Origin of the sequence: Sphingomonas sp. GC_Shp_5 (assembly GCF_026540855.1) — a bacterium.
Lineage (GTDB): Bacteria > Pseudomonadota > Alphaproteobacteria > Sphingomonadales > Sphingomonadaceae > Sphingomonas.
In genome coordinates this window covers 112,616-139,327 of record NZ_JALNUP010000007.1, presented here as the reverse complement: position 1 = coordinate 139,327, position 26,712 = coordinate 112,616, and the positions used below count along the sequence as shown (strand labels likewise).

Below are 26,712 nucleotides of genomic sequence, written 5' to 3'. Positions count from 1 at the left end.
GCTAGCCCCGCCCTACGTCGTCAGCAGCGCCCGCAAAATTGAAGCGCTGGTCCCACGCCCGCCTCTGGATCTCGGTGAAATAGGCCTCTCGTTCCGCGCGAGGGGTCTGCGCTGCCTCAGGCGGATACGACGCAGCAATGCGGGCGAGGTCGGCGGGGTCGATCGGAACGGCTTGCAGGTCGGTAGCCATTATCACCTCCGGAAAGGGGGTGCCGCAGTCGGCGTAGCGAGGTGACCACCAGCTCCCTCGCCAACTGCGGCTACCGGGCAGGAGAGCACCCGGTATCTCTGGATTAAGCGAAGCTGAGGGGCGCCGGTCGGGGTGGCCAAATGCCGTAACTCGCCGAGACGGGGTCCTTGACCTGGAGCGGAAACAGCCGCGTTGCAGTCAGACGTTCGAGATGCTGAGAGCTGCCACCGGTCGGCAGCATGAAGTTTGCCAGGCATTCGCGAGCAACTGCCTCGGCGCTGATCAGTGCAGGCTTGCCGTAGCAGCTTCCCACTTTAGCGCATTCGGCATCGGATGCTTCAATGCGCTTGAACAGATCGATCATTGCCGCCGTCAATTTGGGCCATTGCTTCTTCAGATCAGCGACGATGGCGTCTCGCGTGTCCTGCGCCGCCGCATAAGCGGCCTCCGCGACTTTGCGACGGTTGGATTCCTCCAGCTCCTTCACCCGGTCCTCCAGGTGAGCAACCTTCGCGCTCATGCGGGTAGCGCGGCGGCGGTGTTTGGTGGCTTCGTCGGCTGCCGCGTCGGCATCGGGCTCGGCGGTGGTGATGGCGACGGACACGGCGTCGAGCCGGTCGGCCTCGCTGGTCGCCTCCGCAATCTCCGTGCGCATGTCGGCGATGAGATTGTTTACGTCAGTGACGCGGGCGCCTTGGGCTAGGGCTGCGGCGATCCGTTCGTCGGTGGGCTTAGGCACAGGTTTTCTCCTTTTGGCGGCGCAGATGCGCGGCCGGTTACTTTCGCCAGGAATTGAGGCTTTCGGTCATCCGCGCCCGTGCGGCTTCGGCGTTCGCGCGAGCCGTGACGGCATCCGCAGCGTACATCGCGTCATTGGTGCGCAGGCGGGCCGTCTCGCCCTCGACCTTCTGAACCGCCGCCGCTGCCATCGCGTCCGTGAAGGCTGGCGCCCGATCGCCAAGGTAGGCGTTACTGGTGCGGTGGGTCATGCGCGCGTGGGCGACAATGGCGGCTTGCTGGTTGTCTGGCAGGCTGGACGATGACACGGGAGGGCGCAAGGCCGAGTCGCACAACGCCATGTCAAAGCCGATGTAATCGCCGGGCTTGACGAATGACTGCCCCAAACCCGCATCGAGGGCGTAGCCGTTTCTAACAGTGCCGGCAGCGTCGCATGCCTCGCCAGCCGGGACGGTTTGCCCATCAGAAACACGGCGGTAACGCATGGTCGTCTCCTGTCGCCAGCGTAGATCGCGGGCTAATGACGGGAGGCTATGGCGGTGGCGGGAGCGGGTTTACCGCCGTCACATAGGCCAGGCGCCGATCGGGTAGACGGTGACGTTGGCGGCGGTGACTGGCCACTGCTCACACTCGGCGCGAAAGTGAGCTTCGGCGATGTTGGAGGCCGCGATGGCGGCCGGCATAATTACCCGCTCGGTGGGAGGGACCGATACCAGCGCGCGGGCACGCGCAAGGATGTCGCTGACGCTGTCCATCAGCCGAGTAGCTTGCGCATGTCGAAGCGTGGCCGGGTGTCGGTCAGCTCGGTAAGCGCCCAAACCAACGCATCCATGCGATCGGGAGAGCTGCCGCCCTGGAAACCCGCCGTCGTCGTCATGGTCATCTGGTCCTCCAGATCAGGCAGGGTGCCGACGTGGCTGACCTTGCCCTGCTCATAAAGCGCGGCGATTGGCTCAGCGCGGACCACCTTGCCCCGCGATGCCGTCACCAGCTTGACCGGCATCTTCGGAGCCGCCGACTTCAGCACGGCCTCGACCATGGCGCCGCCGAAATTACGCTCGGCCACGACACGATCAGCGCCGTACTTCTCGGCCGCATTGGCGACGACGCGCGCCCATCCATCAGGAGAAAGGCGGCAGGAGCAGTCTGCCAGAACGTAGGCGCGGCCTTCCTTGTCCACACCGGCCACAACGATCCCCTGAATATCGCCCGTCGTGCCGTTCGATCCTGAGGGGTCGACGCCGATCACCACGCGCTGAAGCTCGGTCGGCGCGCTCTGTACCCGCAGGCTTTCGATGCCCGGCATGTTGCGCCCGTCGTCTGCTGTCCGATCTGATAGCGACCACAGCGCGCCCGGCACCTCTGACAGGTACTTGCCGTCGCGGAACCGCTGGCGCTGCTTGTCGGGCAGGCCGTCCAGCTCGGCATGATACTCGGCAGGCAGGTGCGGGTTGTCGACCGGGTTGAGCACGACATGGGCGCGGCTATCCGGCTCGATCGGCAGCCCGTTCTCGGGGCGCACGCCCTCCACAAACTCGCGGTAGGTCCAATGCCCCTTGCCGCTCGGGTTGAGGTCGTAATAGGCCTTCAGCGCAAGCGGGCGCCCGTCCGACTTGCGGCAGGCCTGGGCAAGGCGTGTGCGCAGGATAGGGATGGTTTCGTAAGAGACCTGTGACGCCTCGTTGACGTAGATCGTCGCAAACTCTTTGCCGAGGATCTTATCCACCCGCTCCTTGTCATCGAGGCCGCTAAACCAGACTTCAGCGCCGGTGGGCAGGATGACGTACTGGTCGGTCTTGTTGGTCTCGTAAGCAACGCCGGGAAAGGCGAGGTCCATCATCTTGCGCCAGGTGTCGAGCATGACGGACTGCCGCACGTCGATGTTATGCAAGCGGGCAATTAGGTGCCGGCTATTCGGGGCCATCATGCCACGGTTAGCCACGCAGTAGCAGAAGCCCATGGTCTTGCCCGAACGCGAGCCACCATAGGCGAGGATATGCCGGGCAGGGCTGGTAGCAGCCGTCAATAGCTCTTGCTGCTTTGAGGTTAGCTCAAAGGTCGGCAGCGGGGCCTTGGATGGTGATGGATACGGCATGCAGGTTCTCGCTCCGGACGCGCTCGATGTACTTGTCGGGTCGGTGGGCCTTGAGCAGGATCTCCATAAGACGATCCGAATACTCGCGATAAGAGCCGGTCACGACGCCCTGAAAGACGATCGGCTTATCGACACCCTCGGCAGCGCGGCGCCACGCTTCCTTTTCTAGGGCGTCTACCGCTTCCTCTAGCGCCCCAGCCCACGCCACTGCGAAGGCGGGGTCATCCTCGCGCCACTGGTAAGCCGTCTGCCGGCCGATCCCCGCGGCTTTGCACGCGGCGGTGACATTGCAGCACGCGGTTAGCGTTTCAAGGAACGCCTCGCGCGCGCTGTCAGTCCGAACGGTGACACTGCCTCTAGCCATATTGAGACGGGTAAGCGTCCCGACAGCGGGCACTTACCGCCGGCAGCTTACTTGCGGCGGCGGGGCTTGTACTTGATCTGGTCGACGGTCACGCCCTGCCTGCGCGCCTTCTTCCGCATGTAGCGCAACTGCCCGCGGGTAAGCGGCTCGACGCCTTGGGCGCGCAAGCTGGACTGGATCGCGAAGCTGGCGATGACGCAGCCGATGCCGATGATGATAGCGAGCATGGCCCGGAGCGTATCGCAGTTCCTGCCGCCTAGGAAGCCGACTCAGGCAGCGAGGCGCGCCATCAGGTTGCGGACGGATGACGCATGCCACTGGGCAGCGCGAGGGGTGCGCATGCCGGCCTCGTTCAATGCCGCAGCCACGCCGCCTAGCGAGGTGATGCCACGGGCATGCAGATCGGCAATCACCGGCCGCAAGCGCTCAGCATGCTCATCGGCGTTGCGGATCACCGCCGCAGTAGCCGCAGCAGCGCCCTTGCCGGCCCGCCTCAGTGCTGCCGCGCCATTGGGGTTGCCCAGGCGCTGCCCACGGGCCTTTGCCGCTGCCAGGGCTTCCTTGGTGCGCTGAGAGATGGCCTCGCGCTCCTGCTGAGCGACAAGGGCCATGATCCCCACTGTCAGGGCGTTGGCATCGGGCATGTCGGCCGCGACGAAGTCCACACCGCTGTCCCGCAGCGTCAGGAGGAAGGCAGCGTTGCGGCTTAGCCGATCCAGCTTGGCGATCACCAGCCGGGCGCCCGTGAGTTGAGCGCGGGCTATGGCCTGCGCGAGAGCGGGGCGATCGTTGCGCTTGCCACTTTCCACCTCCGTGTAGGGCGGGGCGACGATCTCCCAACCCCGGGCCGAGCACAGCGCTTCCACCGACGCCCGCTGCGCATCGAGGCCGAGCCCAGACGCTCCCTGCTTGGCAGTCGACACCCGGTAATAAGCGATGGCCTTAGTCATGGTCGCGGTCCCTACAATCACGCCTAACGCTCGTTACGTGAAGTTGTACGGGTGCGCAATAGCGCTCCAACGGGTTGGGCTGGGCAAGCCGATGCCTGCGATTAGCCTGCGATCGTTCCTTGGCTGTCAGGTGGTGCGAGGTCATGCCGGCAGATCCTATGCGGTTGGTGCCCCGCATGTGCCGAATGCCGCCCCGGTTGAATCACGGCCGATCTACGCTGCTCGCGCGCGCGAATTGTCCCGACCGTCCCAAAGCCCGATCCCCCCTATTCCCGCTCGAAAATCCATCTTGCGGGTAGTGGCGGGTAAACGCGGGTATCTTTCCAGCCGCCGCCCCGGGTTTAGCACAGATAGAAGACTGCGAAATTCTCATATGTGGCAGAGAATATACCCGCTTATACCCGCTTATACCCGCAAGTCGGAGGATCGAAGATGATGTTCTGCCCGTCATCAGCGGACTGGGGATCAGTGGCCGACTGGGCTGGAGGGCTTCTTACGGGGGCGGGCATCATTGCCGCCGTTGTTTTGGCCGGCCGGCCGGAGCGAGACAGGCGGCGGCAGGAACAAGTTGCTCGACGGGCGCTCGCACAGTTCACTGCTCTCAAGCTCCGCGGGATGATGAGCAGCGTTGAGCTAATCGTCGGACACTTCGCTACCTCTAGACCAGCTACTTGGCCGGACGACGCTCGCATCGATCGGTGGCGATGGATCAAGCACCCCATAGGAATGGAAGGAGACGCGGCCGTCAGGATTGAGCAGTCGGAGCTACTAACGTTCTTGGATGGCGGCCAGGCCGAATTCGCCGGCAAACTGGCGCTGTATTCGCGACGGTATGCCAGTCTCTTCGAACTAGTCAGGGAGTATCGAAAGATGCGGAGTGAGTTGGAGGCGTTGCCGGTCGAAAATGATGATGTCGACGGCACTCTATTGAGAGGGTCCGTCGCATGGCAGCCGTCAGCTCGCGCGGACGCGCTATCGGCTGCTTTGGAGGACGAGGTCACCTTGATTGCGGATCGCGGAGCAGAGCTTATCGCTGAGGGAAACGCTCTAGCCGCTGCTTTTACCCGCTCAGCTCGGGTGGCACTCAAAGAGCCGAAGTTTCTGGTTGAGGGTTAGCTCCTACGCCCGCACCACCCGCCAGTTCTTCTGCTTCGCGTGCGCGTCCTCGCCAGCCATGACCTTCAGCCCGTCAACGATACGCCCCTGGTAGCGTGACAGGAACCGGCCAAGCCGCTTGGGGTCAATGCCGCCGCGTTTATCGTCGGCCACTTCGATCAGCGCCTCACGAAGGGTGCCGTTGATGTTACCGTTGTAAGTATCACGCAACTCGGCCGCCTCCTTTATCTCGCCAGTCGTCCGGGGCGCCCCGCCGACTGCACCGTGCCAAGCCGTAAGCACGCCGGTAAGGGTGGCAATAACTGGATCCTCCGCTCGAGCCTTATCCATCGTTTCAACAGGATCAGCGCGGCCAAGCCACACCAACGGCGATCGCACAAAGCGGCTCCAGTCTTCAAATGACGCCAGCGCAGGCAGGAGCCCCGGATAGCCTGCTGCAACGTAAGCTCGCGCTATGGTCAGGGCCGCAGCGACGTACTTGCCGCGATGGGCGAGAACCTGGTTGAACGGGCTGGCGTGGAAGGTCCGCAGCTCGGGGCGCTCCATGTTCGGGTCAAGCGAACACAGGAGCGTCCGGCGTGTCATGTCACCGACCAATTGAATGTTGTTGCCCGTCGCGAAGGTCGTGGCCCGGCTCTCGATCTTCACCAGCTTGGACACACCTAGGGGGCGCACCGACACTACCGGACGTTCGATCATCTGGCATAGAGCGTCGCCACCCAGCTCACCGTTAACGTTGTCGATCGATATGATGGCCTGTCCGTTCAACAGTGCCGCGCCCAGACGCTTCTCGGTTTCCTCTTCTGTACGGCCGGCCGCGATCACTGGAGCTCGCTCGCCAGTGCTGATCGCCGACGCCAAGTCGATGATGTAGCTTTTGCCTGAACCAGCCACTGGCGCCGTTGTCGCGTGAAGCGGTGCAACGGGCATTGCCCCGCGAACAACGGGGGTAATGAGCCCGGACAGCGCCGCGGATCTGCTGGCCTCATCGACAAACGGGAACTCGTCTAGCAGCGCGTCCAGCAACGACAGCGCCGCCAGTGCTTCCTTGCGCGATGGTCTGCTGCTGATCGCAGGCATCTGCGGCGGGTTAAGCAGTAGCAGCTGTGTTGCCTGATCATAGCCTGGCTCCGAAAGGATCGTGCCGTCTGGCCGCAATGTCGGCGTCGTGATCACACCTGCCAGCCGCGGCAAACGCCACTCACCGTCGCGGGAAAGGATCGTCAGAGCCACATCGCGGGGCGGATCGGTGGCGACCAGCCCCTTCTTGCGCTCGTTCCATTTCGTCCAGTCAGCGGCCCGCGACAGATGATCCACGAGCATAGAGCCATCGACTTGGCAAAGGCGTGCGACCTTGGTGCGTCGACCATGAGCGGCCGGCATATCGTCAACGGCCGGCCGAACGATGCCGCCGCGCACGAACAGCGGTGCACCGGCGTCGATCAGTGCCGTTTCAGCCAACGTCGCCGTCAGGTGCAACTCGCCGGCGCGCACCTGGATCATCGGCTTCGGGGAGGCGACCACAGGTGCACCGCGCAGGGCCTCTACGATGGCATCTCCGCCTTGGTCGCGCGCCATGTCGTCAAAGTCATAGCCATCAATTTGAGCGCGGGGAGGAAGTGCGCCCACGGCCGGGTTTTCTGCCGTCACCGTGTATTCCTCGCATTCTGCGGGAGAGCGTTGCGGGATATCCGCAGTATCACGCCAGGAAAACGGCACGCGGCTACCGTCAGATGCGGATGGAGGCAGGTCATCGTGCCGCATCGTGTTCACCCGTCGATCTCAGGATTTGCACCTGTTCTGCGATGCGCTGCTCCTGCAGCTTGACGGCGATGGCTGCCCGACGTTGAACGTCCTGCGGTTGTCGATCGGCGATCAAACGAACAACACAGCTCATGAGTGCGCCTTCCGTACGACCATGTCGCGCAACGGCTTGAACGGACGCAGCCGCCCGCCGGTGGCCTCGATGGCGATCGGCAGGTTGGTGCGCTTGGATGCCTGGAGCGCGGCATGGCACGCCGGGATGAAGTCGCGCGCAGTGGCAAACCGGCCGGCGAAAAGGCGGTTGCCGTTATGGAAGTGGTGCTCGACCACGCACCAGCGCGGCCCCTCGACCTGCTTCAGGACGATCAGCTTGGGCGGTATGGGGATGGTCTCGCGGGTCATGCGGCATCTCCCCGGCGTCGAGCCTGCGCGATCGTTGCCGCGGCCAGATCCCGAGCGTCGTTCTCTTTCATGACCTGCGCAGCGATGACCGCGCCCGCGGCAACGAGCATGCCTTGGTGTTCCGGCGAAAGGGTCGCCCGGGTTTCGGCGAGGATCTTCGCCAAGTCGACCATCGAGGCCGTCCAGAACGTGTCTTCCCATGCCGCGGGCAACTGGTCCGCACGCTCGATGAAGACATCCAGGATGCCGCGCCATGTTTCGCCGCCGCTCATGCCTGTGCCTCCCACGCCATGCCGGCGATGTCGCGCGCGCGAGTGCCGCTGATCCCGAGGGAGAACAGACGTTGCAAGCGGAGGAGCGAGGCAGTATCTGTGGTCGCGCTGTAGTTTTGAAGTTCAAGATTGGGTCGTGCGGTGGCAGCCGCGCGGCCCTTTCGCTTACTGGGCTTCGGCGCCCGTGCCGACGAAAGCTGCATGCTTCACGCGGCCTCACGCGCGCCAGTGTCGCGGTACGCTTCCAGATCTTTCATGTAGTAAAAAACGCGGCCGCCCACTTTGCACGTGCGAGGCCCGACACCCTTGGAAAACCAGTCGGCCATCGTTTTGGCACTTCTACCCAGAAACGCTGCCGCATCGGCGCGTGAGACGCGGCCATCCGGCAAGATCCGGATCCGAACATGCTCAACCATCAGAACACCTCCACTACGGTAACGGAAACGTATCCGTAATACCTGATGGGTATCCGAATCATCTTGGCTGCACAAGCGGAAACGGATACGTGTCCGTCAGAAGGGAATTCTGATGGGTTTGTCGCTCAAAAAGGACGGGTTTGCGCTGTTTGAGGTTGTGGAGATCCTCGCGACGATGTTCCGAGTCCATTCCACACGCCGGGAGACGTTCATCAGCCGCATTCAACAGCTGCAGAAGCTAGGGCTTCCGGCGAATGCGAACCTTGGCCGGGGAGCAAAGGTCAGATACGTGAACTGGCAAGTTGCCGACCTGTCACTGCTCCTGGAGCTGCTCGACTGCGGCATCACGCCCGGTATGCTGAAGGACTACTTCAGGCCCTTCGACCGCAATTACCTGGGCGTATATTCGATGGGCGGGCAGGGCTGGCATGTCCAGAACAGCTTGAAGGAAAGCGCAGTGGATTTATATCTTCTGCTACGCTTTCGCGCTCTAGGATACCTGACTCGTCCGAAGCCGGCCGATGCGAGCGACAATGCTCACCCACTCGACCGGGAGGACTTTGGCCGGTCGAGTGACAACGTCCTTGCCGAGCTTAGCACCGGGGGGGCAGCTCTGACCGTGAACCTCACCCAGCACCTTCGACGCCTCCGTCAAGCTGTCGAACAAGTTTATCCAGATCGTCTAGAGGACATCACGTTCTATCCAACGAGATCGGCTCAACGAGAAGATAGCTGATGGCTCTTAAATTCACCCGCCTCACTCGCCCAGCAATTCGTGCTCTCACGCCCGGCGAGAAGCTCGCTGAGCACGGGATTGTGGCCGCGCGTCAAGGGAACGGGGATCTTCGATACACCGTCAACATCATGGTCGATGGGCAGCGAATTCACCGCGTCGTTGGACGGGAGAGTGAGGGCGTTACCCGCGAGCAAGCGGAGCGGGCGATTGAGTCGTTCCGGACGAAGGCAAGGGAGGGGCGCCTCGACCTGCCCGCGGGGCGCAAAAACCACCGCACTTTTGCCGAAGCGGCCACTGAATACCTTCAGCGCATGGAGGATACGGGCGGCAAGAATATGAAGGAGAAGCGCCGGCACATCCCCGATGTGCTCGTGCCTTTCTTCGGCAAGCACCGCGCCGACAAGATAACCAGCTTCTTGGTTCAGCATTATGTCCGCGATCGGCTGAAGGCCGTCAAGCAGGCGACTGTCAACCGCGAGCTGGCTACTCTGTCCCATGCCTTCAAGCGCATGATTGAGTGGAAGTGGCTCAAGGCCGAGGACTGTCCCAAGATCGAGAAGGGCGACGAGCCGCGGAAGAAGATCGTCGTGTTATCCGACGAGCACGCCGCCGCGCTGATGAAAGCGGCAGTTGCTGACCAGGACGGCTACCTTTGGCTGTTCGTTGCATTCGGCCTCAACACGGCGATGCGGCACTCGGAGATCCTGCGCGTCCGCTACGATCAGATCGACTACGATGCTCGCCGCATCTTCATCCCCGAAGCCAAGGCTGGCGAGCGTGAACAGCCCATCACCCCTGCGCTGGTGGACATGCTCAAGCGCCAGCAAGCGATGGAGCCCGAGTCGCAAGAATGGGTGTTTCCTTGCCGCACCCGCCGCGCAAAGCTGCCCCACCGCAACAGCATGGCTGATTCCTTCCAGCGGGCAGTGATTCGGGCAAATCTACTCCCTGATAAGGTTACGCCTCACGTCATGCGGCATACCGCCATCACTCGCCTGGTGAGGGCAGGGGTGGATCTGCCTACGATCCAGCGCATCAGTGGTCACAAGACGCTCGCGATGGTGCTGCGCTATGTCCACATCCACGGGCAGCACATCGACACTGCTATCGCAGCAATCGACAACGCCTTTGCTGACGCGTTTACACCAAGGTTACACACGCCCTCCACTCCTACCGCCAACCAGCCAGCGAGAGTAGTGGCAATTATCGCTGCTAACTCAGCAGCTTAGAGGGAATGGTGCGGACGGCGGGACTCGAACCCGCACTCCAGGGGAAGCCGATTTTAAGTCGGCTGCGTCTACCGGTTTCGCCACGTCCGCGCACCCGGGCACGAGAAGCCGAGTCGGGGCGGGGCGTCAAGGCTTGTTGGCGGTGTGGCGGCTCAGAACGGCGCCTTGAGCCGCAGCATGACGCGATTGCTGGGAAAGCCGCCGACCCCGACAGCTTCGGTTTCGGCAGTCGCGAAAACGCCGCCGATCACGCCAATCTCGGCCTTGGGGAGCGCCGGTGGAGCTTCGATGCCTCGGGGAGCGCCCTTCAGCCGGTCACGCGCTGCCTCGCTGCGGCCACAGACGACGATGTCGGTGCTGCTCGCGTCGCAGCCGGCGGGCGGCTTGATCGTGGCGAGATCGAAGGTGGCGAGGCGTGGGTCCGGCGAGGTGCCGCCGGTCTGCACCGCGATCAGGACTGCCACCAACATCTGCCACTCCCGTTGCTGCGTGGAGCGTGAGGGGCGATTGCGGCGGTCCGATGGCGCTGGCGGGCAACGATCGCCCGCGTCAGCGATAGTTGAAGCTGATGCTGATCCGCTCGCCCTTAGCGGCGTTGGCGACCACCTCATGGCGCAGCCAGCTTTCCCATAGGAACACCGTGCCCGGTTGCGGATCGGCATAGACGAAGGTGGCGTGCTCTTCACCGGCGTCGGCCCGGCGGGTAGGGGCGGCCATCATCATCGGCAGCCGCGGGTCCTCTAGCTTGAGCGCGCCGGCGCCCGGCGGCACCGCGACGTAGATCGTCCCCGACACCGCCGAATGGGGATGGATGTGACCCGAATGGGTGCCGCCGGGCTTGAGGACGTTGACCCACAGGCTGTCGAGCTTGAGCTTGCGCCCGCCGAGATCGAAGGCGCAGGCCTCGGCAAAGCGCGCGACGTGACGGTTGAGCAGCTTGACCAGATCGGCGAACCGCGGGTCGCGCGCGGGCAGATCGTTGAGCGAGGCGTAGGAGGTATAGCCGCGGTAGCCATGCGCCTTTGACCAGGCGACCCCGGCGCGATCCTGCTGCGCCAGATCGTGGCAGGCTTCCTCGAGCTCTTCGAGCAGCGCCTCGTCGCCGAGCAGGTCTTCGTAGAAACGGGTGGCGAACAGCGAGCGGATCATGCCTCCTCGAAGCACGGGCGCGCGAGCGCATCAACCGCTATCGCGCCCGCGTCGGTCCAAGCGGCGGTCTAGGGCTGCTGGCGCAGCGCGACATCGTTCATGAAGCGCACGTCGTCGCCCGCGACGAGCCAGCTCGCTTCCGCCGCCACCGCGCCGAGCATGTCGGCGAGCGGATCGATCTCGGCCTTGGCGTAATTGCCGAGCACATAGCCGGTGACGCGATCCTTGTGGCCGGGATGGCCGATGCCGAGGCGGACGCGGCGGAACTCAGGGCCGAGGTGCTGGTCGGTCGAGCGCAGGCCGTTGTGCCCCGCGGTGCCGCCGCCGCGCTTCACCTTGACCTTGAACGGCGCGAGATCGAGCTCGTCATGAAACACGGTCAGCGCGTCCGGCCCGAGCTTGTAGAAGCGCAGCGCCTCGCCGATTGCGCGGCCGCTGTCGTTCATGAAGGTGGCGGGCTTGAGCAGCAGCACCTTGTCGGTGCCGATCCGGCCCTCCTGGGTCCAGCCCTGGAACTGCTTCTTGGTGGGGCCGAAGCCATGCACCTCGGCGATCGCGTCGACCGCCATGAAGCCGACATTGTGACGGTGCATGGTATATTGCGCGCCCGGGTTGCCGAGCCCTGCCCAGATCTGCACGTCGCGCGTCTCCACTTAAGAAAAAGGGCAGGGAAGCGAATGCCGCCCTGCCCGATTCGTATTGCCCTGACGGCAAGCCTTATGCGGCCGGGATCTCACCCTCGGCAGCATCGGCATCCGCTTCCGAACGCAGCGCCGACGGCGTCGCGATCGTGGCGATGGTGAAGTCACGATCCTCGATCGCGCTGGTCGCGCCCTGCGGCAGGGTCACGGCGCTGATATGGATCGAATCGCCAAGGTCGGTGCCGGCAAGCGAGATGGTGATCTCGCTGGGGATGTCAGCCGCGTCGACCACCAGCTCCAGCTCGTGGCGGACGATGTTGAGCACGCCACCCTTCTTGAGGCCGGCCGATTCTTCCTCGTCGGTGAACACGACGGGCACCGAGACGGTGACGGTCGAATGCTCGCCGATGCGCAGGAAATCGACATGGATCGGACGATCGCTGACCGGGTGGAACGCGACGTCCTTGGGCAGCGTGCGCTCGCCGTTGACCATGATCACGGAGTTCATGAAATGGCCGGTCATCAGCGCCTTCATCAGCGCCTTCTCTTCCAGGTGAACCGAGGTCGGCTCCTGGTTCTGGCCATAGATCACGGCGGGCACGCGGCCGTCGCGACGCAATGCCCGGGAGGCTCCCTTGCCAACCCGGTCACGCGTCTCGGCTGCGAGCGTAATGGTGTCGCTCATCGATATTCTCCGAAACTCGTTTGTTGTTCTTCCCGCCCACGCCTCCAGGGATGACCATGGACCGGAAGCGGGCGCGCGTAGCGGATGGGGGCGGGAAAAGCAAGGAAGAGGGTGGAGCCGGCCCGGCGTCAGTATGTCACCCGCTCGGCCTTCACCCCGAGCTTGGCGAGCTGCGCCTGGACGCTGTCCTGCCCCGCGAGATGCCCGGCGCCGACCGCGATGAACACCGTGCCCGGCTGCGCCATCCGCTGCTTCACCCAGGCCGCCCAGCGCTTGTTGCGATCGACCAGCAGAACCTTGGCGACCTCGGGCGAGTCCTTGAGGCTATCGTTCATTTCCTTGGCCAGCGCCTCGGGTTTGCCGTGCGCCCAATCGTCGACCATTTCCTTCATGCTGCTGTCGAGCTTGGGCAGCTCGTCGATCGTGCTGGTCAGGAACTGGAGCTGCGCGGGCGCCGACAGCGCGCCGAAATAGCCGAGCTGCTGCTCCGCCGTCTCGAGGCCGGTGAGCGGCTTGCCGGCCTGCTTGGCCGCGGCGGTGATCACTTCCTCGGGGCCGTTGGCGCTGTCGTAACCGAGCCTGGACAGCGGCGCGATCGAGAGCTGGGTCGCGGCGAGCCAGGGCTTGTAGCGATCAAGCGCATTGGCGGGCAGGCCGAGATCGAGCACCGCCTTGGTGAAGGCGGCGCGCTTGTTGGCGGGGACCTGCTCGGTCAGCGGCGGCGTCCCGGCGGGCGCGACCCCGGTGGCGGCGACCAGCGATGCCATCGCGGCAGGATCCGGCATCACCAGCTCCAGCTTGGCCTCGTCGGCACGATCGAACGCCGCTTTCACCGCCTCGTCAAACCAGCTAATTCCGGGTTTGAGCACATGGATGGTGCCGAACAAATAGATCGTCGTGTCCTGATCCTTGACCACCCATAGTGCCGGATCGGCATCGTTCGCGTCGCGTGCGGCGGCGGCGGGCTGCCGCTGAGCACAAGCGGGCAGCGCGAGGGCAAGCGTGAGCGCCGAGAGCGCGGCGCCGATCGATCGGATCATAAGCGGCAAGGGTTCCACAGGAGGGGCACGGGATAGGCTGGTGCCAAGCTAGGGGCGCACCTTCCAACTTGCTAGAGCAGGGGGCTTCCCTCTAAGCGCTCGGGGAATATGCCACAGCCCCTAAGCTTCCAGCGCATGATCCTGACGCTCCATGACTATTGGAGCGAGCAAGGCTGCGTGATCCTGCAGCCCTATGACATGGAGATGGGTGCTGGCACCTTTCACCCGGCGACGACGCTGCGCGCGCTCGGCCCCAAGCCGTGGAATGCCGCCTTCGTCCAGCCATGCCGCCGGCCAACCGATGGCCGCTATGGCGAGAACCCTAACCGGCTGCAGCATTATTACCAATATCAGGTGATCCTGAAGCCCTCGCCGGCGAACCTGCAGGACCTGTATCTCGGCAGCCTTGCCGCGATCGGGGTGGACATGACCACCCACGACATCCGCTTTGTCGAGGACGATTGGGAAAGCCCGACGCTCGGCGCCTGGGGGCTCGGCTGGGAAGTGTGGTGCGACGGCATGGAGGTGACCCAATTCACCTATTTCCAGCAGATGGGCGGGTTCGACATGAAGCCGGTTGCGGGCGAGCTCACCTACGGGCTCGAGCGACTGGCGATGTACATCCAGAACAAGGATTCGGTGTACGATCTCGCCTTCAACGACAGCGGCGTCACCTATGGCGACGTGTTCCACAACAATGAGGTCGAGATGTCGACCTGGAACTTCGAGGTCGCCGACACCGACACGCTGTTCGACGCCTTCCGCAAGGCGGCGGCCGAGTGCGAGAACTGCCTCGCCCGCAACCTGCCGATTCCTGCCTATGAGCAGGCGATCAAGGCGAGCCACACCTTCAACCTGCTCCAGGCGCGCGGCGTGATCTCGGTCGCCGAGCGCCAGGCCTATATCGGCCGGGTGCGCGACCTCGCCAAAGGCGCCTGCGGGGCGTGGATGGACAAGAACGGATGGGCGGCGTGACCGATTTCCTCCTCGAACTCCGCTCCGAAGAGATCCCTGCGCGGATGCAGGACAAGGCGCGCGACGATCTCGCCCGCCTGTTCGCGGCCGAGCTCGACAAGGCCGGGCTCAAGGCCGGCGCGCTCGAGACCTATGCCACCCCGCGCCGGCTGACGTTGATCGCCCGCGATCTGCCGCTCGAGACCGAGGCGGTGAGCGAGGAGATCAAGGGGCCGCGCAGCAGCGCGCCGCCGCAGGCGCTCGACGGTTTCCTGCGCAAGACCGGGCTTGCTCGTGAGGATCTCACCGAGCGTGACGGCATCTTCTACGCGGTCACCAACAAGCCCGGCCGCGCCACCGCCGCCGTGCTCGCCGAGGCGGTGCCCGCGATCATCCGCGGTTTCCCCTGGCCCAAATCGATGCGCTGGGGGGGCGATTCCGCGTCCACCGAAAGCTTGCGCTGGGTGCGACCGTTGCACGGCATTGTCGCGCTGCTCGGCGAGGCAATCGTCGACATCGAGATCGCCGGCGTTCGCTCGGGCGCGGCGACGCTCGGCCATCGCTTCCATCACCCCGGCATCATCACCATCGGCTCGGCGGCCGATTATGCCGAGAAGCTGCGTGCCTGCCATGTCATTGTCGACCAGGACGAGCGCCGCGCGCTGATCCGCGAGCGGGCAAGCGCGCTCGCCGCCGAGGCCGGGCTGGTGCTGGTCGAGGACGAGGGCCTGGTTGCCGAGAACGCCGGGCTCACCGAATGGCCGGTGCCGCTGCTCGGCCGCTTCGATGCGACGTTCCTCGACGTCCCGCCCGAGGTGATCCAGCTCACCGCGCGGGTGAACCAGAAGTATTTCGTCTGCCGCGACGGCGCCGGCGCGCTGGCGAACGCCTTCGTCTGCACCGCCAACATCGAGGCGAGCGACGGCGGCGCGAAAATCGTCGAGGGCAACCGCAAGGTGCTCGCGGCGCGGCTCAGCGACGCGCGGTTCTTCTACGAAACCGATCTCAAGACACCGCTAGGCGAGCAGGCGGCCAAGCTCGAGAAGATCGTGTTTCACGAGAAGCTCGGCACCGTCGCCGACAAGGTCGATCGCGTGGCGAAGCTCGCCCGCTGGCTTGTGGAAGAGGGGATTATTTCTTCACCTGTCACCCCAGCGAAAGCTGGGGTCTCCGGCAATGGCGCCGGGCAAGAGCCGCACGAGACCCCAGCTTCCGCTGGGGTGACGGAGGGGGGCACGGCCTCGTTGGTAGACCTCGCCGAGCGTGCGGCTCGCCTTGCCAAGGCGGATCTCGTCACCGGCATGGTCGGCGAGTTCCCCGAGCTGCAGGGCCTGATGGGCGGATATTACGCTGCCGCGCAAGGCGAGGACCCGCAGGTCGCCGCCGCGATCCGCGATCACTACAAGCCGGTCGGGCAGGGTGATGCCGTGCCGACCGCGCCGGTGACGGTGGCGGTGAGCCTGGCGGACAAACTCGACAGCATCGCGTCGTTCTTCGGCGCCGATCTGAAGCCGAGCGGCTCCAAGGATCCCTTCGCGCTGCGCCGGTCGGCACTGGGCGTGATCGCGCTGATCCTCGACAACGCTTTGCGCTTTCCCTTGGCCAGAGCGATCAACCGCGAAGTGCTCGACTTCTTTGCCGACCGCCTCAAGGTTCAGCAGCGCGAGGCCGGCGTCCGCCACGACCTGATCGATGCGGTGTTCGCGCTCGGCGGCGAGGACGATCTGGTCCGGCTGCTTGCCCGCGTCCATGCGTTGCAGGCATTCGTCGGTACGGCGGATGGAACGAACCTGCTTGCGGGGTACAAACGGGCGGCGAACATCCTCAAGAAGGAGGGGGTCGCGGCCACCGAGGCAGGCGCCGGCTCGACGTCGCTTGGATCCAATGGCGACGGATCGGCGAGCTATACACCAGAGCCGGCGGAAGCCGCGCTGATCGATGCGCTCGACGCGGCCGAGCCGGCGGCAGCCGATGCGGTCGCCAACGAGGATTTCGAGGCGGCGATGACCGCGCTCGCCACCCTGCGCGCACCGATCGACGCCTTTTTCGAGAGCGTCACGGTGAACGATGCCGATCCCACCAAGCGCGCGGCCCGGCTTGCGTTGCTCGCCCGGGTACGCGCGGCGGTGCATACGGTTGCGGACTTCTCGCGGATCGAGGGATGAACTAACATCCTCCAACGGGTTCGACGTGAACTTGGAATGACGAGCGTGCTTTCCTTTCCTCCCCGGGGGCGAAGCACTCACCAAGGCAAGGATCAGCGATGACCCAATATGTGTACCGGTTCGGCGGCGGCGTTTCCGATGGCGGAAAGGGCGACAAGAATCTGCTCGGCGGCAAGGGCGCGAACCTTGCCGAAATGGCGTCGATCGGCCTGCCGGTGCCCCCGGGGTTCACCATCTCGACCGAGATGTGCACGCGCTATTACGAGGAGGGTGAACGCTTCCCCGAGTCGCTGCGCGACGAGGTTGCGGCCGGGCTGAGCCACATCGAGGGCATCACCGGCAAGGCGTTCGGCGATCACGCCAACCCGCTGCTGGTCTCGGTACGCTCGGGCGCGCGGGTGTCGATGCCGGGAATGATGGACACGGTGCTCAACCTCGGCCTCAACGACGAGACGGTCGAGGGGCTGGTCGCCAAGTCCGGCGACGAGCGCTTCGCCTGGGACAGCTATCGCCGCTTCATCCAGATGTACGCCGATGTCGTGCTCGAGCTCGATCATGGCGCGTTCGAGGAAGCGCTGGAGATCGCCAAGGAAGACAATGGCTATACGCTCGATACCGAGCTGACGGCCGCCGATCTCAAGGCGCTGGTCGCAGAGTATAAGAAGCTGGTCGAGCAGGAATGGCACAAGCCGTTCCCGCAGGACGTCCATGATCAGCTGTGGGGCGCGGTTGGCGCGGTGTTCGGCTCGTGGCAGTCGGAGCGCGCCAAGGTCTACCGCCGGCTCAACGACATTCCCGGCGGCTGGGGCACGGCGGTCAACATCCAGGCGATGGTGTTCGGCAACATGGGCGACACGTCAGCGACGGGCGTCGCCTTCACCCGCGACCCCTCGAAGGGCGATCGCGCCTATTATGGCGAGTTCCTGATCAATGCGCAGGGCGAGGACGTCGTCGCCGGCATTCGTACCCCGCAGTATCTCACGCGTACCGCGCGCGAGGAAGCCGGCGCCAAGCCAGCGTCGATGGAGGAGGCGATGCCGGCGGTCTATGGCGAGCTGGCCGAGGTGTTCGACACGCTCGAAAACCATTACCGCGACATGCAGGACATCGAGTTCACGGTCGAGCAGGCCAAATTGTGGATGCTCCAGACCCGCTCGGGCAAGCGCACCGCCAAGGCGGCGCTCAAGATCGCGGTCGACATGGCCAATGAGGGGCTGATCACCCGCGAGGAGGCGATCCTGCGGGTCGATCCCCAAGCGCTCGACCAATTGCTCCACCCGACGCTGGATCCCGCCGCGCATCGCGACGTCATCGCCAAGGGCCTGCCGGCGTCGCCCGGCGCCGCCTCGGGCGTGGCGGTGTTCGACAGTGACACCGCCGAGAAGCGGGCTGCCGCGGGCGAGGCGGTGATCCTGGTCCGCGTCGAGACCAGCCCCGAAGACATCCATGGCATGCACGCCGCCAAGGGCATCCTCACCGCACGCGGCGGGATGACCAGCCACGCCGCGGTGGTCGCACGTGGTATGGGGCGCCCGTGTGTCTCTGGCGCCGGATCGCTGTCGATCGACAACAAGACGCGGGTGATGCGCGTCGGCGGCCGCGAGGTGAAGGAAGGCGACACCCTCACGATCGACGGCACCACTGGCGAGGTGATGGCCGGCGCGGTGCCGACCGTGCAGCCCGAGCTGTCGGGCGATTTCGGCACGCTGATGAGCTGGGCCGATGAGGTTCGCCGGCTCAAGGTGCGCGCCAATGCCGAGACCCCGCTCGATTGCCGCACCGCGCGCGAGTTCGGTGCCGAGGGTGTGGGCCTGTGCCGCACCGAGCACATGTTCTTCGATGCCGCACGGATCACCGCGGTGCGCCAGATGATCCTCGCCGCCGACGAGGCTGGCCGCCGCGCCGCGCTGGAGAAGCTGCTCCCCGCGCAGCGCAGCGACTTCACCGAGATCTTCGAGGTCATGGTCGGCCTGCCGGTCACCGTGCGGCTGCTCGATCCGCCGCTGCACGAGTTCCTGCCGCACGAGGAGAATGAATTCGCCGAGGTTGCCGAGGCCGCGGGGATCGATGTCGACACGCTCAAGCGTCGCGCCGCCGAGCTCCACGAGTTCAACCCGATGCTCGGCCATCGCGGCTGCCGGCTCGGCGTCACCTATCCCGAGATCTACGAGATGCAGGCGCGCGCGATCTTCGAGGCGGCGTTGGACGTCGCCGCCAAGTCCGGCGAGGCGCCGATCCCCGAGGTGATGATCCCGTTGGTCGCGACCAAGCGCGAGCTCGATTTGATGAAGGCGGTGGTCGACCGGGTCGCCAAGGCGGTGTTCGCCGAACGCAACAAGACCATCGAATATCTGGTCGGGACCATGATCGAGCTGCCGCGCGCCGCGCTAAAGGCGGGCGAGATCGCCGAAACCGGCGAGTTCTTCTCGTTCGGCACCAACGATCTCACCCAGACCACCCTCGGTGTCAGCCGTGACGATGCCGGGCGCTTCCTCGGCGCCTATGTCGAGCAGGGGATCTACGCCAAGGACCCCTTCGTCAGCCTGGATGTCGAGGGCGTCGGCGAGCTGGTCGAGATCGCCGTCGAGCGCGGCCGCAAGACGCGGCCGGACATCAAGCTTGGCATTTGCGGCGAGCATGGCGGCGATCCGGCCAGCATCGCCTTTTGCGAGAAGGTCGGGCTCGATTACGTCAGCGCCTCGCCCTATCGCGTGCCGATCGCCCGACTGGCCGCAGCGCAGGCGGCGCTTAACCGCTAGGCCCGCGCTGCGGCCGCACCGCGCCCGGTCACCGCGAGCGCGGCGTCCAGTCGAACCAGCCGCGGCGCTCGCGGGCGGCATAATCCGTCGCCGGATAGGCCGGGCGCGCGGTCGTCAGTGGTGCCGGCGCGACGGGCGCGGTGACCACGCTCGGATGGGCCACGACGCGATCGTCACGGATCGTAGTGGCGGTGACCGGCGTCGCGTCAGCCAGGCGGGTGTTCTCCCGCGACACTTCGGCGGTACGTGCATTGGCGGCAGCGACGCTCGTCTCCGCGGTGCGGCGATTGGCGGCATGGGCGTCGCGCTCGGCGAGGTAGCGCTCCTTCCACTTGCGGCCACCGGGGTGGCTGGCGAGGCCGAACAGCCAGCCGGCGACGAACAGCAGCGCAAGCACCGCGAACTGCGTGGGCGTGGAGAACAGCATGGTAAATCTCCCTGTTACGCAGGCTCAACGAAGCGGTGGCCCGATCGGTTGCCTGTGCGGCGTGCCGATCAGAAAGCGTCGCTGATCGAGCAGGCGGCCGGGCCGAGGATGACGACGAACAGCGTCGGGAGGATGAAAAGGATCAACGGCACGGTCATGATCGCCGGCAGCCGCGCCGCCTTCTCCTCCGCCCGCATCATCCGCTCGTTCCTGAACTCGGCCGAGAGCACGCGTAGCGCCGAGGCGAGCGGGGTGCCGTATTTCTCGGTCTGGATCATGGTGGTGACCACGCCGCGCACGGCGTCGAGATCGACCCGGGTTGCCAGATTTTCGAATGCCTGGCGCCGTTCCGAAAGGAAACCCAGCTCGATCGCGGTGAGGGTGAACTCGTCGCCAAGCTCGGGATACGCGCGGCCGAGCTCCTTGGCGACGCGATGGAACGCGGCATCGACGGTGAGGCCCGCCTCTGCGCAGATCACCAGCAGGTCGAGCGCATCCGGCAGGCCCTTGCGGATTGCGTTGGAGCGCTTGGTGATCTTGTTCTTGAGGAAGATGTCCGGCGCCTTGTACGCCAGGATGAAGGTGATAGCGACGATGCCGTACTTCTTGAGCGGCGAATAGGTCGCGACGAACTCGGTGCCGTAAACAACGAACACCATGAAGCCGCCGAGCACGATCGGCAGCACCAGCCGCCCGAAGATCACCGCCACCGCCCAGTCCTTGGAGCGGATACCGGCCTGCATCAGCTTGACTTGCGCGACCTTGAGCTGGCTGTCCTGCAGCACCTTGAGCGAACTCAGCAGGTTGCGCATGCGATCGGTGGTGTCGTTGCGCTGGACGAGCTTGGCGCGGCGCTTGGTGGAGGCGGTGATACCTGCCTTCAGCTGCTCGCGGCGGTCGTTCAGCGCCTTGACGCGCTTGGTCATCGGATCGCGCACCGTGGTCACGGTGTAGATCGCGAACATCACCGCGAAGGCGGCGACGCCCGACAGGATCGTCGCGACCCACAATACGTCGATGCCCATCAGGGTCGGTCCGGCTGGCTGCTCCATGTCCTGCTTGTCCGTCCCTTAAATTTCGAAGTTGACCATCTTGGCCATGATGAAGGCGCCGATGCCCATCCACAGCAGCCCGCCGATGCCGGCGATCATCAGCCGCTGATCGACGAAGAAATTTTGCATGTAGCCGGCGTTGATCATCCAGATCATGCCGAAGACGATGAACGGCAGCGAGCCGACGATGTACGCAGACGCCTTGGACTCCGACGACATCGCCTTGATCTTGAGCTTCATCTGCCCGCGCTGGCGCAGCACGGTGGCTAGATTGGCGAGCGTCTCCGCCAGATTGCCACCGGTCTCGCGCTGAATGGCGATGGTGATGACGAAGAATTGGAATTCGGGCGTGCCGAGCCGATCCGCGGTGTCCTGCAGTGCCGCGTCCATCGAGCGGCCGATCTTCATCTTGTCGGATACCATGCGAAATTCCTCGCCAACCGGGCCCTTCATCTCCTGGCCGACGACGCCGATCGTCTCGGTGACGGGGAGGCCCGAGCGAAGGCCACGCACGAGCAACTCGATCGCGTCGGGGAACTTTGCGGTGAAATTGGCGATGCGGCGCTTGATGAAGAAGCCAACGATGAAATGCGGGATGCCGGCGCCCATGAACATGCCGAGGAACAGCGCGAGCAGAAGCGGCGCGCCCTTGAACCAGAGCAGCGCGGCGACGACCACCAGGATCGCGGCGCTCGCCTGGCCATAGCGGCCGACGGTCCAGTCCTTGCCGGTCATCGCCAAGCGCTTGGCGAGCTGAGCGGGGTTGGGGAGGATGCGGCCGAAGGCGACATCGGTCTTGGTCTTAGCGCGCCCGGCGGTGATCTTGCGCATCTGCGCCTCGACCACTGCGCCGTCGCCATGGCGCTCCCGCACCGTCGCCAGCCGTCGCGTCTGCGCGCGCTGCGGCGAGGGGCCGCTGAACGCGAACAGCAGCAGCGCCAGCACCGCGAAGGAGCCCAGGAACACCATCAGGAGCGGCATCAAGTCCATTGCGGCGAACAGCCTCCAGTCGTCAAAACCGCCCCGCCGAAGCGGGCGGCGGGGGTCATTTCTTGGCGCGCTTTGCCATCAGCGACGAGATCAGCGACTTGCCCTTGGTGCTGCCCTTGGCGGCCCCCTTGGTGTCGCTGCTGCTCTCCTCCGCGACGTAGAGCACGCGGCCGAGCATCTCGATCAGCGGGGCGATCGTCTTCGAGTTCTTGCCGGCCTCCGCCATCGGCTTGCCGAGCTTGGCAGCCTGGGCGGCGAGCTTCTGGTCGAACGGCACCACGAAATCGATGCGGCGCTCGATCGAGCCTTCGAAGTCCTTGCGGCTGATCTCGAGCTGACCGGTCGCGTGCAAGCGGTTGGCGGCGACGATCACCTGGGTCTGCGGCGCATTAGTCTTGAGCCACGAGAGGATGCGGATTGTGTCGCGCGCCGCGGCCAGGGTCAGCTCGGTGACCACCACCGCGCACTGGATGTCGCTGATCAGATGCGGATGCTGGACGAGCATGCCACGTGGCAGATCCACCACCGTACATTCGAAGGCGGCGCGCATCTCTTCCTGGAGCTGGAAGAAGGCCGAGCCGTCGGTCATCAGCGGCGCATTGATCGGTGCCTCGGCGCTGAGCACCGCGAGCTTTTCCGATGCCTTGACCATGGCGCGTTCGATGAACAGCCCGTCGATCCGACTGGGATTTTCGATGGCGTCCGTCAGGCCACGGCCCGGCTCAAGATCGAGCGCCAGCGCCGCGGTGCCGAAGTGGACGTCGAGGTCGAGCAGCGCAGTGGTGCGCTTCTCCCGCTCGCTCATCAGCCAGGCAAGCGAGGTCGCGATCGTCGAGGCACCAACACCGCCACGCGTGCCGATCACGGCGGTGGAGGCATGCGGCCGGTCGATCACCGCCTCGGCGAGCTTGGGCGCGTTGAGCATCGCCTGGGCGTGGCCGAACGCCTCGCGCAACATGTCCGGATGCAGCGGCTTCAGAAGGTAATCCTGGATGCCGCTCGCGACCAGATCGCGATATAGACGCACGTCGTTGACCTGTCCGGCCGCGATCACCACCGTGCCGGGCTCGCAAACCTCGGCGAGCGCGTTGATATCGTTCAGCGGATCGCCCGATTCGGCGAGATCGACAAACAGGATCTGCGGCGAGGCCGACACCGACAGCGACTGGACAGCGTTGCGCAGGCCACCCTTGTAGATCTTGTCCACCGACCAGCCGAGTTCGGTGGCGATCGGGCGCAGGGTTTCAAGCGTGGTTTCGTCGCAGACATAGGCCGCGAAGGGATCGCGAAGGCCACTGCCGGCCGGTTTCCAAGGTGCGTTCATCTTAGCTGCCCTTCGCGCTTTCGGTCTTGACCGTGTTGCCGTTGCCGGTCGGCGTCGCCTTGCGATAGGCATCGATGGCCTTGCCCGACGTCGCCGTATCGATGAACGTGTCGCCGCCGCGGCCGTGGACCAGATCTTCGGGACGGGCGACCATCGCGGCGAGGTTGGCGTTGATCGCACAGCCGAAGTTGGACGAGGTGTTGCTGTCGAATTCGTTGGCGGCGTTGCGCGACCAGTCCGGGCAGCCCGGCGTGCCGGCGCGCATGCGGCTGACGACGACGCGGATCGTCCCCGCCGTCACCGGCGCGTTGGTGATCGGCGCATCGTCCGAGAGCAGCAGACCGTAGCTGGCAACGACGCCGGCCACTTCGTCACGCGCGCGGACGCTGTCATAGCCGGGATCATCGATCGCGACCTTGTCGCCGAAGCCGAGGTGCATAACGTTCATCCAGCCAGCAAGCCGGCGGCTTTCGCCGGGCGCGAGCGCGGTGCCGCGGGTGGCGAGGTCCAGCGCGTAATCGGCGCGGGCGACGATTGGCTGGTGAACCGATTCGACGCCGCGGTTCTGCGTGCCCATGCAGCCACCCAGCATGAGAGCCGGGGCGGCCAGCGCGGCGAGGAGAAGGGGATGCTTGATCATCGAAGCCATGTCCTTCGCGGGCTTAGTTGGAGAAGCCGGGCGTCGGGATGGCGCCCTTCTTCTGCTTGGTCGGGGTCGATTTGGTGTCCGCGGCGACGGCCTGCGGATCGCGTTGCGGCACGGCGGGGACCGCCGCGGCGGCACCGATCGTCGGAGGCGGCGGCGTCATCGGCACCATCAGCGGCACAGGGCGCGGGGTACCCGAGGGGCCACCGTCGAGCTGGCCCATCAGCAGCCGCGCGGCATCGCTCGGCGAACGATAGCCGTCGGTCGGCAGGGCGATTTGGCTCGGGCTGTTGACCGGCTTCACCAGATACGGCGTGATCACGATTACCAGTTCAGTCTCGTTGCGCTGCCAGCTGTTGGAGCGGAATAGCGCGCCGAGGATGGGCAGGTCGCCAAGGAAGGGCGTCTTGTCGAGCGAGTTGTTGTGGCTGTTCTGCAGCAGGCCACCGATCATCATGCTCTGGCCGGAACCGAGCTCAAGGGTGGTCTCGGCGCGACGGGTGGTGACGCCCGGCACGCGGGTGCCGTTCATCGTCACGGCGTTCGAATAATCGAGCTGCGACACCTCCGGGCGAACGCGCAGCGAGATGCGGCCATCCGACAGCACCGTCGGCGTGTACGACAGGCTGACGCCGTATTGCTTGTACTCGACCGACACGGTGCCGAGGCCCTGCGCGATCGGGATCGGCACTTCGCCGCCGGCGAGGAAGGTGCCGGTCTCGCCCGACAGCGCGGTGAGGTTTGGGTTGGCGAGCGTGGTCACCTGGCCGGTAGTCTCGCCGAGGTCGAGCGTACCGAGGAAATCGACGCCGAGCAGGCGGCCAGCCAGACCCAAGGTGGTCCGCTGTGCGCCGACGGCGTAGGTGGATGTCTTGGCGCCGGTGGTGGCGTCATAGGTGATCGTGCCGGGAGTGCCCGAGGTGCTGCCGAACAGCATGCCCGAGCCGCGATCGGCGGTAAGCAGGTTGACGCCGACGTTCTTGGCGAACGAGCGGTTCACTTCGGCGAAACGGACCTGGAGGTTGACCTGCAGCGGCGTCGCCGACTTGAGGCGCGAGAGCACCTTGGTGGTGTCGCCGACATAGGCCTGGACCAGCCGCTCGGCTTCCGCGGCATCGCCGGGGCCGGCGACGGTGCCGGTGAGCAGCACCAGCCCGTTCATCGGTACGGCGGTGATCTGCGCGTCCGGCATGGCGAGGCGGAGCATCGCGCCGACCGAGTCGTAATTGTTGCCGACGCGAACCGTGCTGGCATAGACCACCGCGCCACTCTTGGTGGTGGCGGAGATAGTGGTCTCGCCGGTCTTTTTGCCGAAGATGTAGAGCTGGGTCGGCGAGCGGACCTGGACGTCGGCCACCGAGTCGTCTGCGACGAACAGGTCGCTCATCGGCCGCGGGAGGGTCACCAGCCGGCCGCGACCGGTGTTGACCTCGACCACCGGCGGGCGGGCCTGTGAGATGCTCTGCGCCGGCGCCGAGGCCGCGCCGCCGGCAGCGGCCACAAGCGCGATCGCCAGCGGCAGGCCGATCGGCTTCAACAACTTAGCCATCTTAATTCTTCCCCCCGACCGGAACTACGGTCACGCTGGTGCCGCGCGCGACGCGCACGACGGGACCCTGAGCAATGGCTGGCGCCACGCCCCCGGTGTTGGCGGCGACCGGCACACCGTTCATCGGTGCGGTGCCATCTATCGACTTGCCGGGGACGCTGCTGCGCTGGAAGCGCGACACGTCGGCCCCGGTGGCAAAAGTGGTGTTGCCGACTTGCGGCTGGCTGGAGAGCTGGAGCAGCATCGCCTTCTCCGCCTTGGGGTCGCCATCGGGCACCTTGACCGCGCCGCTGGCGATCGCCTGCTCGAGCTCGGCCGAATTGTCGGCAAGGCTGCGTAGCGACAGCGACAGATCGCCCAGCGTCTTGGCCACGGCGAGTTGCTCGGCCATCTTGGGCGTCGCCTCGACCGTGACGGTGGAGAAGGTGCTGACTTGGCTCTTGCCGTTCTCGCCGACGGTGTTGTCGGTCCGCTGATCGGTGGCGAGCACGCGGACGTTGCGCATGATGGTTTCGGACACCTTGAGCGGGGCGCCGTTGCCGCCACCCGCGACGCTCTGGGTCAGGACCAGATCAACTCGGTCGCCTGGGAAGACGAAGCCTGCAACCGCGGCCTGGCCCGACACACCCACGGTAACGGCGCGCATCCCCGGACCGAGTGCGGCGGCGAGGAAGCCACGGTCGCCGGGCTGCACCAGCGTACCCTGGGTGATCGGCTGGCCGGCGGTGATCGCGTTGCGCACCACCGTGCCCTGCAGCTTGGCGACATCGGTGGTGGTCTTGATGTAATAGGCGCCGTCCACCAGTTCCTTGGGCCAGGGCTGGAACTTGAAGGCGGTGGGCTCGAGAATGGTGCCGACCGGCAGCGCGCGCGTCGCGACCAGCACCTCGGGGCCATCGATCGGCGCGACCGGCTGGCCCATGGCAGATGCCTGCGGTGCTCCCGAGCCCGCGATCAGCGTGCGGGCGAAGAATGCCGTGATGGCGGCGACGAACAATGCGCCCACCAGCAACACGATCTTGCGACTATCCATTTAACTCGGGCCTTTCGGAGCGCCGG

At 65.4% G+C, this 26,712-nt stretch carries 31 protein-coding genes and 1 tRNA gene; 6 read left to right on the top strand and 26 right to left on the bottom strand.

The window, feature by feature from the left end; all coding sequences use genetic code 11:
* Position 1: 1 nt before the first annotated feature.
* The 8 genes from OXR60_RS07775 to OXR60_RS07740 all read right to left on the bottom strand — a co-directional run bounded on the left by OXR60_RS07775 (position 2) and on the right by OXR60_RS07740 (position 4,337).
* On the bottom strand, positions 2-190 hold the full coding sequence (locus OXR60_RS07775; RefSeq protein ID WP_267395256.1) for a hypothetical protein: 189 nt from the start codon (positions 188-190) through the stop codon (positions 2-4).
* A gap of 103 nt (positions 191-293) precedes the next feature.
* Complete coding sequence (locus OXR60_RS07770; protein ID WP_267395254.1) at positions 294-929, bottom strand: hypothetical protein; 636 nt, start codon at positions 927-929, stop codon at positions 294-296.
* 37 nt (positions 930-966) lie between these two features.
* Positions 967-1,413: a hypothetical protein gene (locus OXR60_RS07765; protein ID WP_267395252.1), complete on the bottom strand. Its 447-nt coding sequence runs from the start codon at positions 1,411-1,413 to the stop codon at positions 967-969.
* A 78-nt stretch (positions 1,414-1,491) separates the two neighbouring features.
* Positions 1,492-1,683, bottom strand: coding sequence for a hypothetical protein (locus OXR60_RS07760; protein WP_267395250.1), 192 nt, complete (start codon positions 1,681-1,683; stop codon positions 1,492-1,494).
* Entirely contained in the window at positions 1,683-3,023 is a 1,341-nt protein-coding gene (locus OXR60_RS07755) for a phage terminase large subunit (RefSeq protein WP_267395248.1), read from the bottom strand. Before OXR60_RS07755 ends, OXR60_RS07760 begins: the two co-directional genes overlap by 1 nt.
* Positions 2,980-3,387: a hypothetical protein gene (locus OXR60_RS07750; protein WP_267395246.1), complete on the bottom strand. Its 408-nt coding sequence runs from the start codon at positions 3,385-3,387 to the stop codon at positions 2,980-2,982. Before OXR60_RS07750 ends, OXR60_RS07755 begins: the two co-directional genes overlap by 44 nt.
* A 47-nt stretch (positions 3,388-3,434) precedes the next feature.
* Positions 3,435-3,614, bottom strand: a complete 180-nt coding sequence (locus OXR60_RS07745; RefSeq protein WP_267395244.1) for an ABC transporter permease — start codon at positions 3,612-3,614, stop codon at positions 3,435-3,437.
* Positions 3,615-3,656: 42 nt separating this feature from the next.
* Complete coding sequence (locus OXR60_RS07740) at positions 3,657-4,337, bottom strand: recombinase family protein (RefSeq protein WP_267395243.1); 681 nt, start codon at positions 4,335-4,337, stop codon at positions 3,657-3,659.
* Between the two features lie 432 nt (positions 4,338-4,769).
* Here OXR60_RS07740 and OXR60_RS07735 point away from each other — a divergent pair, with 432 nt between their 5' ends.
* Positions 4,770-5,453 (top strand): hypothetical protein, encoded by a 684-nt coding sequence (locus tag OXR60_RS07735; RefSeq protein ID WP_267395242.1) that lies wholly within the window; start codon positions 4,770-4,772, stop codon positions 5,451-5,453.
* A gap of 3 nt (positions 5,454-5,456) precedes the next feature.
* On the opposite strand, the gene OXR60_RS07730 is transcribed toward OXR60_RS07735, so the two are convergent.
* The 5 genes from OXR60_RS07730 to OXR60_RS07710 all read right to left on the bottom strand — a co-directional run bounded on the left by OXR60_RS07730 (position 5,457) and on the right by OXR60_RS07710 (position 8,307).
* Complete coding sequence (locus tag OXR60_RS07730; RefSeq protein WP_267395241.1) at positions 5,457-7,103, bottom strand: hypothetical protein; 1,647 nt, start codon at positions 7,101-7,103, stop codon at positions 5,457-5,459.
* Positions 7,104-7,203: 100 nt separating this feature from the next.
* Positions 7,204-7,350 carry a hypothetical protein gene (locus OXR60_RS07725; protein ID WP_267395240.1) on the bottom strand — a complete coding sequence of 49 codons (147 nt, stop codon included), beginning with the start codon at positions 7,348-7,350 and terminating at the stop codon, positions 7,204-7,206.
* Positions 7,347-7,619 carry a hypothetical protein gene (locus OXR60_RS07720; protein WP_267395239.1) on the bottom strand — a complete coding sequence of 91 codons (273 nt, stop codon included), beginning with the start codon at positions 7,617-7,619 and terminating at the stop codon, positions 7,347-7,349. The genes OXR60_RS07725 and OXR60_RS07720 overlap by 4 nt, the downstream gene beginning before the upstream one ends.
* Positions 7,616-7,891 carry a hypothetical protein gene (locus tag OXR60_RS07715; protein ID WP_267395238.1) on the bottom strand — a complete coding sequence of 92 codons (276 nt, stop codon included), beginning with the start codon at positions 7,889-7,891 and terminating at the stop codon, positions 7,616-7,618. Before OXR60_RS07715 ends, OXR60_RS07720 begins: the two co-directional genes overlap by 4 nt.
* A gap of 206 nt (positions 7,892-8,097) precedes the next feature.
* Complete coding sequence (locus tag OXR60_RS07710) at positions 8,098-8,307, bottom strand: helix-turn-helix domain-containing protein (protein WP_267395237.1); 210 nt, start codon at positions 8,305-8,307, stop codon at positions 8,098-8,100.
* Between the two features lie 112 nt (positions 8,308-8,419).
* Here OXR60_RS07710 and OXR60_RS07705 point away from each other — a divergent pair, with 112 nt between their 5' ends.
* Positions 8,420-9,043, top strand: coding sequence for a hypothetical protein (locus tag OXR60_RS07705; protein WP_267395236.1), 624 nt, complete (start codon positions 8,420-8,422; stop codon positions 9,041-9,043).
* Positions 9,043-10,272 carry an integrase gene (locus OXR60_RS07700; protein ID WP_267395235.1) on the top strand — a complete coding sequence of 410 codons (1,230 nt, stop codon included), beginning with the start codon at positions 9,043-9,045 and terminating at the stop codon, positions 10,270-10,272. The genes OXR60_RS07705 and OXR60_RS07700 overlap by 1 nt, the downstream gene beginning before the upstream one ends.
* Before the next feature lie 6 nt (positions 10,273-10,278).
* Here the strand turns inward: OXR60_RS07700 and OXR60_RS07695 are convergent.
* The 6 genes from OXR60_RS07695 to OXR60_RS07670 form a co-directional block, all read right to left on the bottom strand.
* Positions 10,279-10,362 (bottom strand) — tRNA-Leu (locus tag OXR60_RS07695).
* A 62-nt stretch (positions 10,363-10,424) separates the two neighbouring features.
* The gene (locus OXR60_RS07690; RefSeq protein ID WP_267395234.1) at positions 10,425-10,742 is read right to left on the bottom strand and encodes a hypothetical protein; all 318 of its coding nucleotides are present in this window, start codon (positions 10,740-10,742) and stop codon (positions 10,425-10,427) included.
* Between the two features lie 79 nt (positions 10,743-10,821).
* Positions 10,822-11,421: a TIGR02466 family protein gene (locus OXR60_RS07685; RefSeq protein WP_267395233.1), complete on the bottom strand. Its 600-nt coding sequence runs from the start codon at positions 11,419-11,421 to the stop codon at positions 10,822-10,824.
* A 68-nt stretch (positions 11,422-11,489) separates the two neighbouring features.
* A complete protein-coding gene (pth, locus tag OXR60_RS07680) occupies positions 11,490-12,059 on the bottom strand; it encodes an aminoacyl-tRNA hydrolase (RefSeq protein ID WP_267395232.1) in 570 nt (189 codons plus the stop codon).
* A gap of 79 nt (positions 12,060-12,138) precedes the next feature.
* The gene (locus OXR60_RS07675) at positions 12,139-12,747 is read right to left on the bottom strand and encodes a 50S ribosomal protein L25/general stress protein Ctc (protein ID WP_267395230.1); all 609 of its coding nucleotides are present in this window, start codon (positions 12,745-12,747) and stop codon (positions 12,139-12,141) included.
* Between the two features lie 128 nt (positions 12,748-12,875).
* Positions 12,876-13,787 (bottom strand): TraB/GumN family protein, encoded by a 912-nt coding sequence (locus tag OXR60_RS07670; protein WP_267395228.1) that lies wholly within the window; start codon positions 13,785-13,787, stop codon positions 12,876-12,878.
* 108 nt (positions 13,788-13,895) lie between these two features.
* Between OXR60_RS07670 and OXR60_RS07665 the strand changes: the two genes are divergently transcribed.
* From OXR60_RS07665 to ppdK, 3 genes are all read left to right on the top strand, one after another.
* Positions 13,896-14,762 (top strand): glycine--tRNA ligase subunit alpha, encoded by an 867-nt coding sequence (locus tag OXR60_RS07665; RefSeq protein ID WP_267395227.1) that lies wholly within the window; start codon positions 13,896-13,898, stop codon positions 14,760-14,762.
* Complete coding sequence (gene glyS / locus OXR60_RS07660) at positions 14,759-16,906, top strand: glycine--tRNA ligase subunit beta (RefSeq protein WP_267395226.1); 2,148 nt, start codon at positions 14,759-14,761, stop codon at positions 16,904-16,906. Before OXR60_RS07665 ends, glyS begins: the two co-directional genes overlap by 4 nt.
* Before the next feature lie 98 nt (positions 16,907-17,004).
* Positions 17,005-19,665, top strand: coding sequence for a pyruvate, phosphate dikinase (ppdK, locus tag OXR60_RS07655; RefSeq protein ID WP_267395225.1), 2,661 nt, complete (start codon positions 17,005-17,007; stop codon positions 19,663-19,665).
* Between the two features lie 28 nt (positions 19,666-19,693).
* On the opposite strand, the gene OXR60_RS07650 is transcribed toward ppdK, so the two are convergent.
* The 7 genes from OXR60_RS07650 to cpaB all read right to left on the bottom strand — a co-directional run bounded on the left by OXR60_RS07650 (position 19,694) and on the right by cpaB (position 26,686).
* On the bottom strand, positions 19,694-20,092 hold the full coding sequence (locus tag OXR60_RS07650) for a hypothetical protein (RefSeq protein ID WP_267395224.1): 399 nt from the start codon (positions 20,090-20,092) through the stop codon (positions 19,694-19,696).
* 68 nt (positions 20,093-20,160) lie between these two features.
* Positions 20,161-21,144, bottom strand: a complete 984-nt coding sequence (locus OXR60_RS07645) for a type II secretion system F family protein (protein WP_267395223.1) — start codon at positions 21,142-21,144, stop codon at positions 20,161-20,163.
* A gap of 18 nt (positions 21,145-21,162) precedes the next feature.
* Positions 21,163-22,134 (bottom strand): type II secretion system F family protein, encoded by a 972-nt coding sequence (locus tag OXR60_RS07640; RefSeq protein ID WP_267395222.1) that lies wholly within the window; start codon positions 22,132-22,134, stop codon positions 21,163-21,165.
* 55 nt (positions 22,135-22,189) lie between these two features.
* Positions 22,190-23,458, bottom strand: a complete 1,269-nt coding sequence (locus OXR60_RS07635; RefSeq protein ID WP_267395221.1) for a pilus assembly protein CpaE — start codon at positions 23,456-23,458, stop codon at positions 22,190-22,192.
* A 1-nt stretch (position 23,459) separates the two neighbouring features.
* Positions 23,460-24,098, bottom strand: coding sequence for a CpaD family pilus assembly protein (locus OXR60_RS07630; RefSeq protein ID WP_346015434.1), 639 nt, complete (start codon positions 24,096-24,098; stop codon positions 23,460-23,462).
* Between the two features lie 22 nt (positions 24,099-24,120).
* Entirely contained in the window at positions 24,121-25,653 is a 1,533-nt protein-coding gene (locus tag OXR60_RS07625; RefSeq protein ID WP_267395219.1) for a type II and III secretion system protein family protein, read from the bottom strand.
* Position 25,654: 1 nt separating this feature from the next.
* Positions 25,655-26,686, bottom strand: coding sequence for a Flp pilus assembly protein CpaB (gene cpaB / locus OXR60_RS07620; RefSeq protein WP_267395218.1), 1,032 nt, complete (start codon positions 26,684-26,686; stop codon positions 25,655-25,657).
* Between the last annotated feature and the right edge of the window lie 26 nt (positions 26,687-26,712).

What these genes read in the sequence shown, in the direction of transcription:
- OXR60_RS07650 (WP_267395224.1), bottom strand. Translation starts at nt 20,092, where the DNA reads ATGCTGTTCTCCACGCCCACGCAGTTCGCGGTGCTTGCGCTGCTGTTC.
- OXR60_RS07750 (WP_267395246.1), bottom strand. Translation starts at nt 3,387, where the DNA reads ATGGCTAGAGGCAGTGTCACCGTTCGGACTGACAGCGCGCGCGAGGCG.
- OXR60_RS07720 (WP_267395239.1), bottom strand. Translation starts at nt 7,619, where the DNA reads ATGACCCGCGAGACCATCCCCATACCGCCCAAGCTGATCGTCCTGAAG.
- OXR60_RS07765 (WP_267395252.1), bottom strand. Translation starts at nt 1,413, where the DNA reads ATGCGTTACCGCCGTGTTTCTGATGGGCAAACCGTCCCGGCTGGCGAG.
- OXR60_RS07760 (WP_267395250.1), bottom strand. Translation starts at nt 1,683, where the DNA reads ATGGACAGCGTCAGCGACATCCTTGCGCGTGCCCGCGCGCTGGTATCG.
- OXR60_RS07690 (WP_267395234.1), bottom strand. Translation starts at nt 10,742, where the DNA reads ATGTTGGTGGCAGTCCTGATCGCGGTGCAGACCGGCGGCACCTCGCCG.
- ppdK (WP_267395225.1), top strand. Translation starts at nt 17,005, where the DNA reads ATGACCCAATATGTGTACCGGTTCGGCGGCGGCGTTTCCGATGGCGGA.
- OXR60_RS07675 (WP_267395230.1), bottom strand. Translation starts at nt 12,747, where the DNA reads ATGAGCGACACCATTACGCTCGCAGCCGAGACGCGTGACCGGGTTGGC.
- OXR60_RS07755 (WP_267395248.1), bottom strand. Translation starts at nt 3,023, where the DNA reads ATGCCGTATCCATCACCATCCAAGGCCCCGCTGCCGACCTTTGAGCTA.
- OXR60_RS07685 (WP_267395233.1), bottom strand. Translation starts at nt 11,421, where the DNA reads ATGATCCGCTCGCTGTTCGCCACCCGTTTCTACGAAGACCTGCTCGGC.
- OXR60_RS07635 (WP_267395221.1), bottom strand. Translation starts at nt 23,458, where the DNA reads ATGAACGCACCTTGGAAACCGGCCGGCAGTGGCCTTCGCGATCCCTTC.
- OXR60_RS07715 (WP_267395238.1), bottom strand. Translation starts at nt 7,891, where the DNA reads ATGAGCGGCGGCGAAACATGGCGCGGCATCCTGGATGTCTTCATCGAG.
- OXR60_RS07625 (WP_267395219.1), bottom strand. Translation starts at nt 25,653, where the DNA reads ATGGCTAAGTTGTTGAAGCCGATCGGCCTGCCGCTGGCGATCGCGCTT.
- OXR60_RS07725 (WP_267395240.1), bottom strand. Translation starts at nt 7,350, where the DNA reads ATGAGCTGTGTTGTTCGTTTGATCGCCGATCGACAACCGCAGGACGTT.
- OXR60_RS07645 (WP_267395223.1), bottom strand. Translation starts at nt 21,144, where the DNA reads ATGGAGCAGCCAGCCGGACCGACCCTGATGGGCATCGACGTATTGTGG.
- OXR60_RS07710 (WP_267395237.1), bottom strand. Translation starts at nt 8,307, where the DNA reads ATGGTTGAGCATGTTCGGATCCGGATCTTGCCGGATGGCCGCGTCTCA.
- OXR60_RS07670 (WP_267395228.1), bottom strand. Translation starts at nt 13,787, where the DNA reads ATGATCCGATCGATCGGCGCCGCGCTCTCGGCGCTCACGCTTGCCCTC.
- OXR60_RS07735 (WP_267395242.1), top strand. Translation starts at nt 4,770, where the DNA reads ATGATGTTCTGCCCGTCATCAGCGGACTGGGGATCAGTGGCCGACTGG.
- OXR60_RS07775 (WP_267395256.1), bottom strand. Translation starts at nt 190, where the DNA reads ATGGCTACCGACCTGCAAGCCGTTCCGATCGACCCCGCCGACCTCGCC.
- OXR60_RS07700 (WP_267395235.1), top strand. Translation starts at nt 9,043, where the DNA reads ATGGCTCTTAAATTCACCCGCCTCACTCGCCCAGCAATTCGTGCTCTC.
- OXR60_RS07745 (WP_267395244.1), bottom strand. Translation starts at nt 3,614, where the DNA reads ATGCTCGCTATCATCATCGGCATCGGCTGCGTCATCGCCAGCTTCGCG.
- OXR60_RS07665 (WP_267395227.1), top strand. Translation starts at nt 13,896, where the DNA reads ATGCCACAGCCCCTAAGCTTCCAGCGCATGATCCTGACGCTCCATGAC.
- cpaB (WP_267395218.1), bottom strand. Translation starts at nt 26,686, where the DNA reads ATGGATAGTCGCAAGATCGTGTTGCTGGTGGGCGCATTGTTCGTCGCC.
- OXR60_RS07630 (WP_346015434.1), bottom strand. Translation starts at nt 24,098, where the DNA reads ATGATCAAGCATCCCCTTCTCCTCGCCGCGCTGGCCGCCCCGGCTCTC.
- OXR60_RS07705 (WP_267395236.1), top strand. Translation starts at nt 8,420, where the DNA reads ATGGGTTTGTCGCTCAAAAAGGACGGGTTTGCGCTGTTTGAGGTTGTG.
- OXR60_RS07640 (WP_267395222.1), bottom strand. Translation starts at nt 22,134, where the DNA reads ATGGACTTGATGCCGCTCCTGATGGTGTTCCTGGGCTCCTTCGCGGTG.
- OXR60_RS07740 (WP_267395243.1), bottom strand. Translation starts at nt 4,337, where the DNA reads ATGACTAAGGCCATCGCTTATTACCGGGTGTCGACTGCCAAGCAGGGA.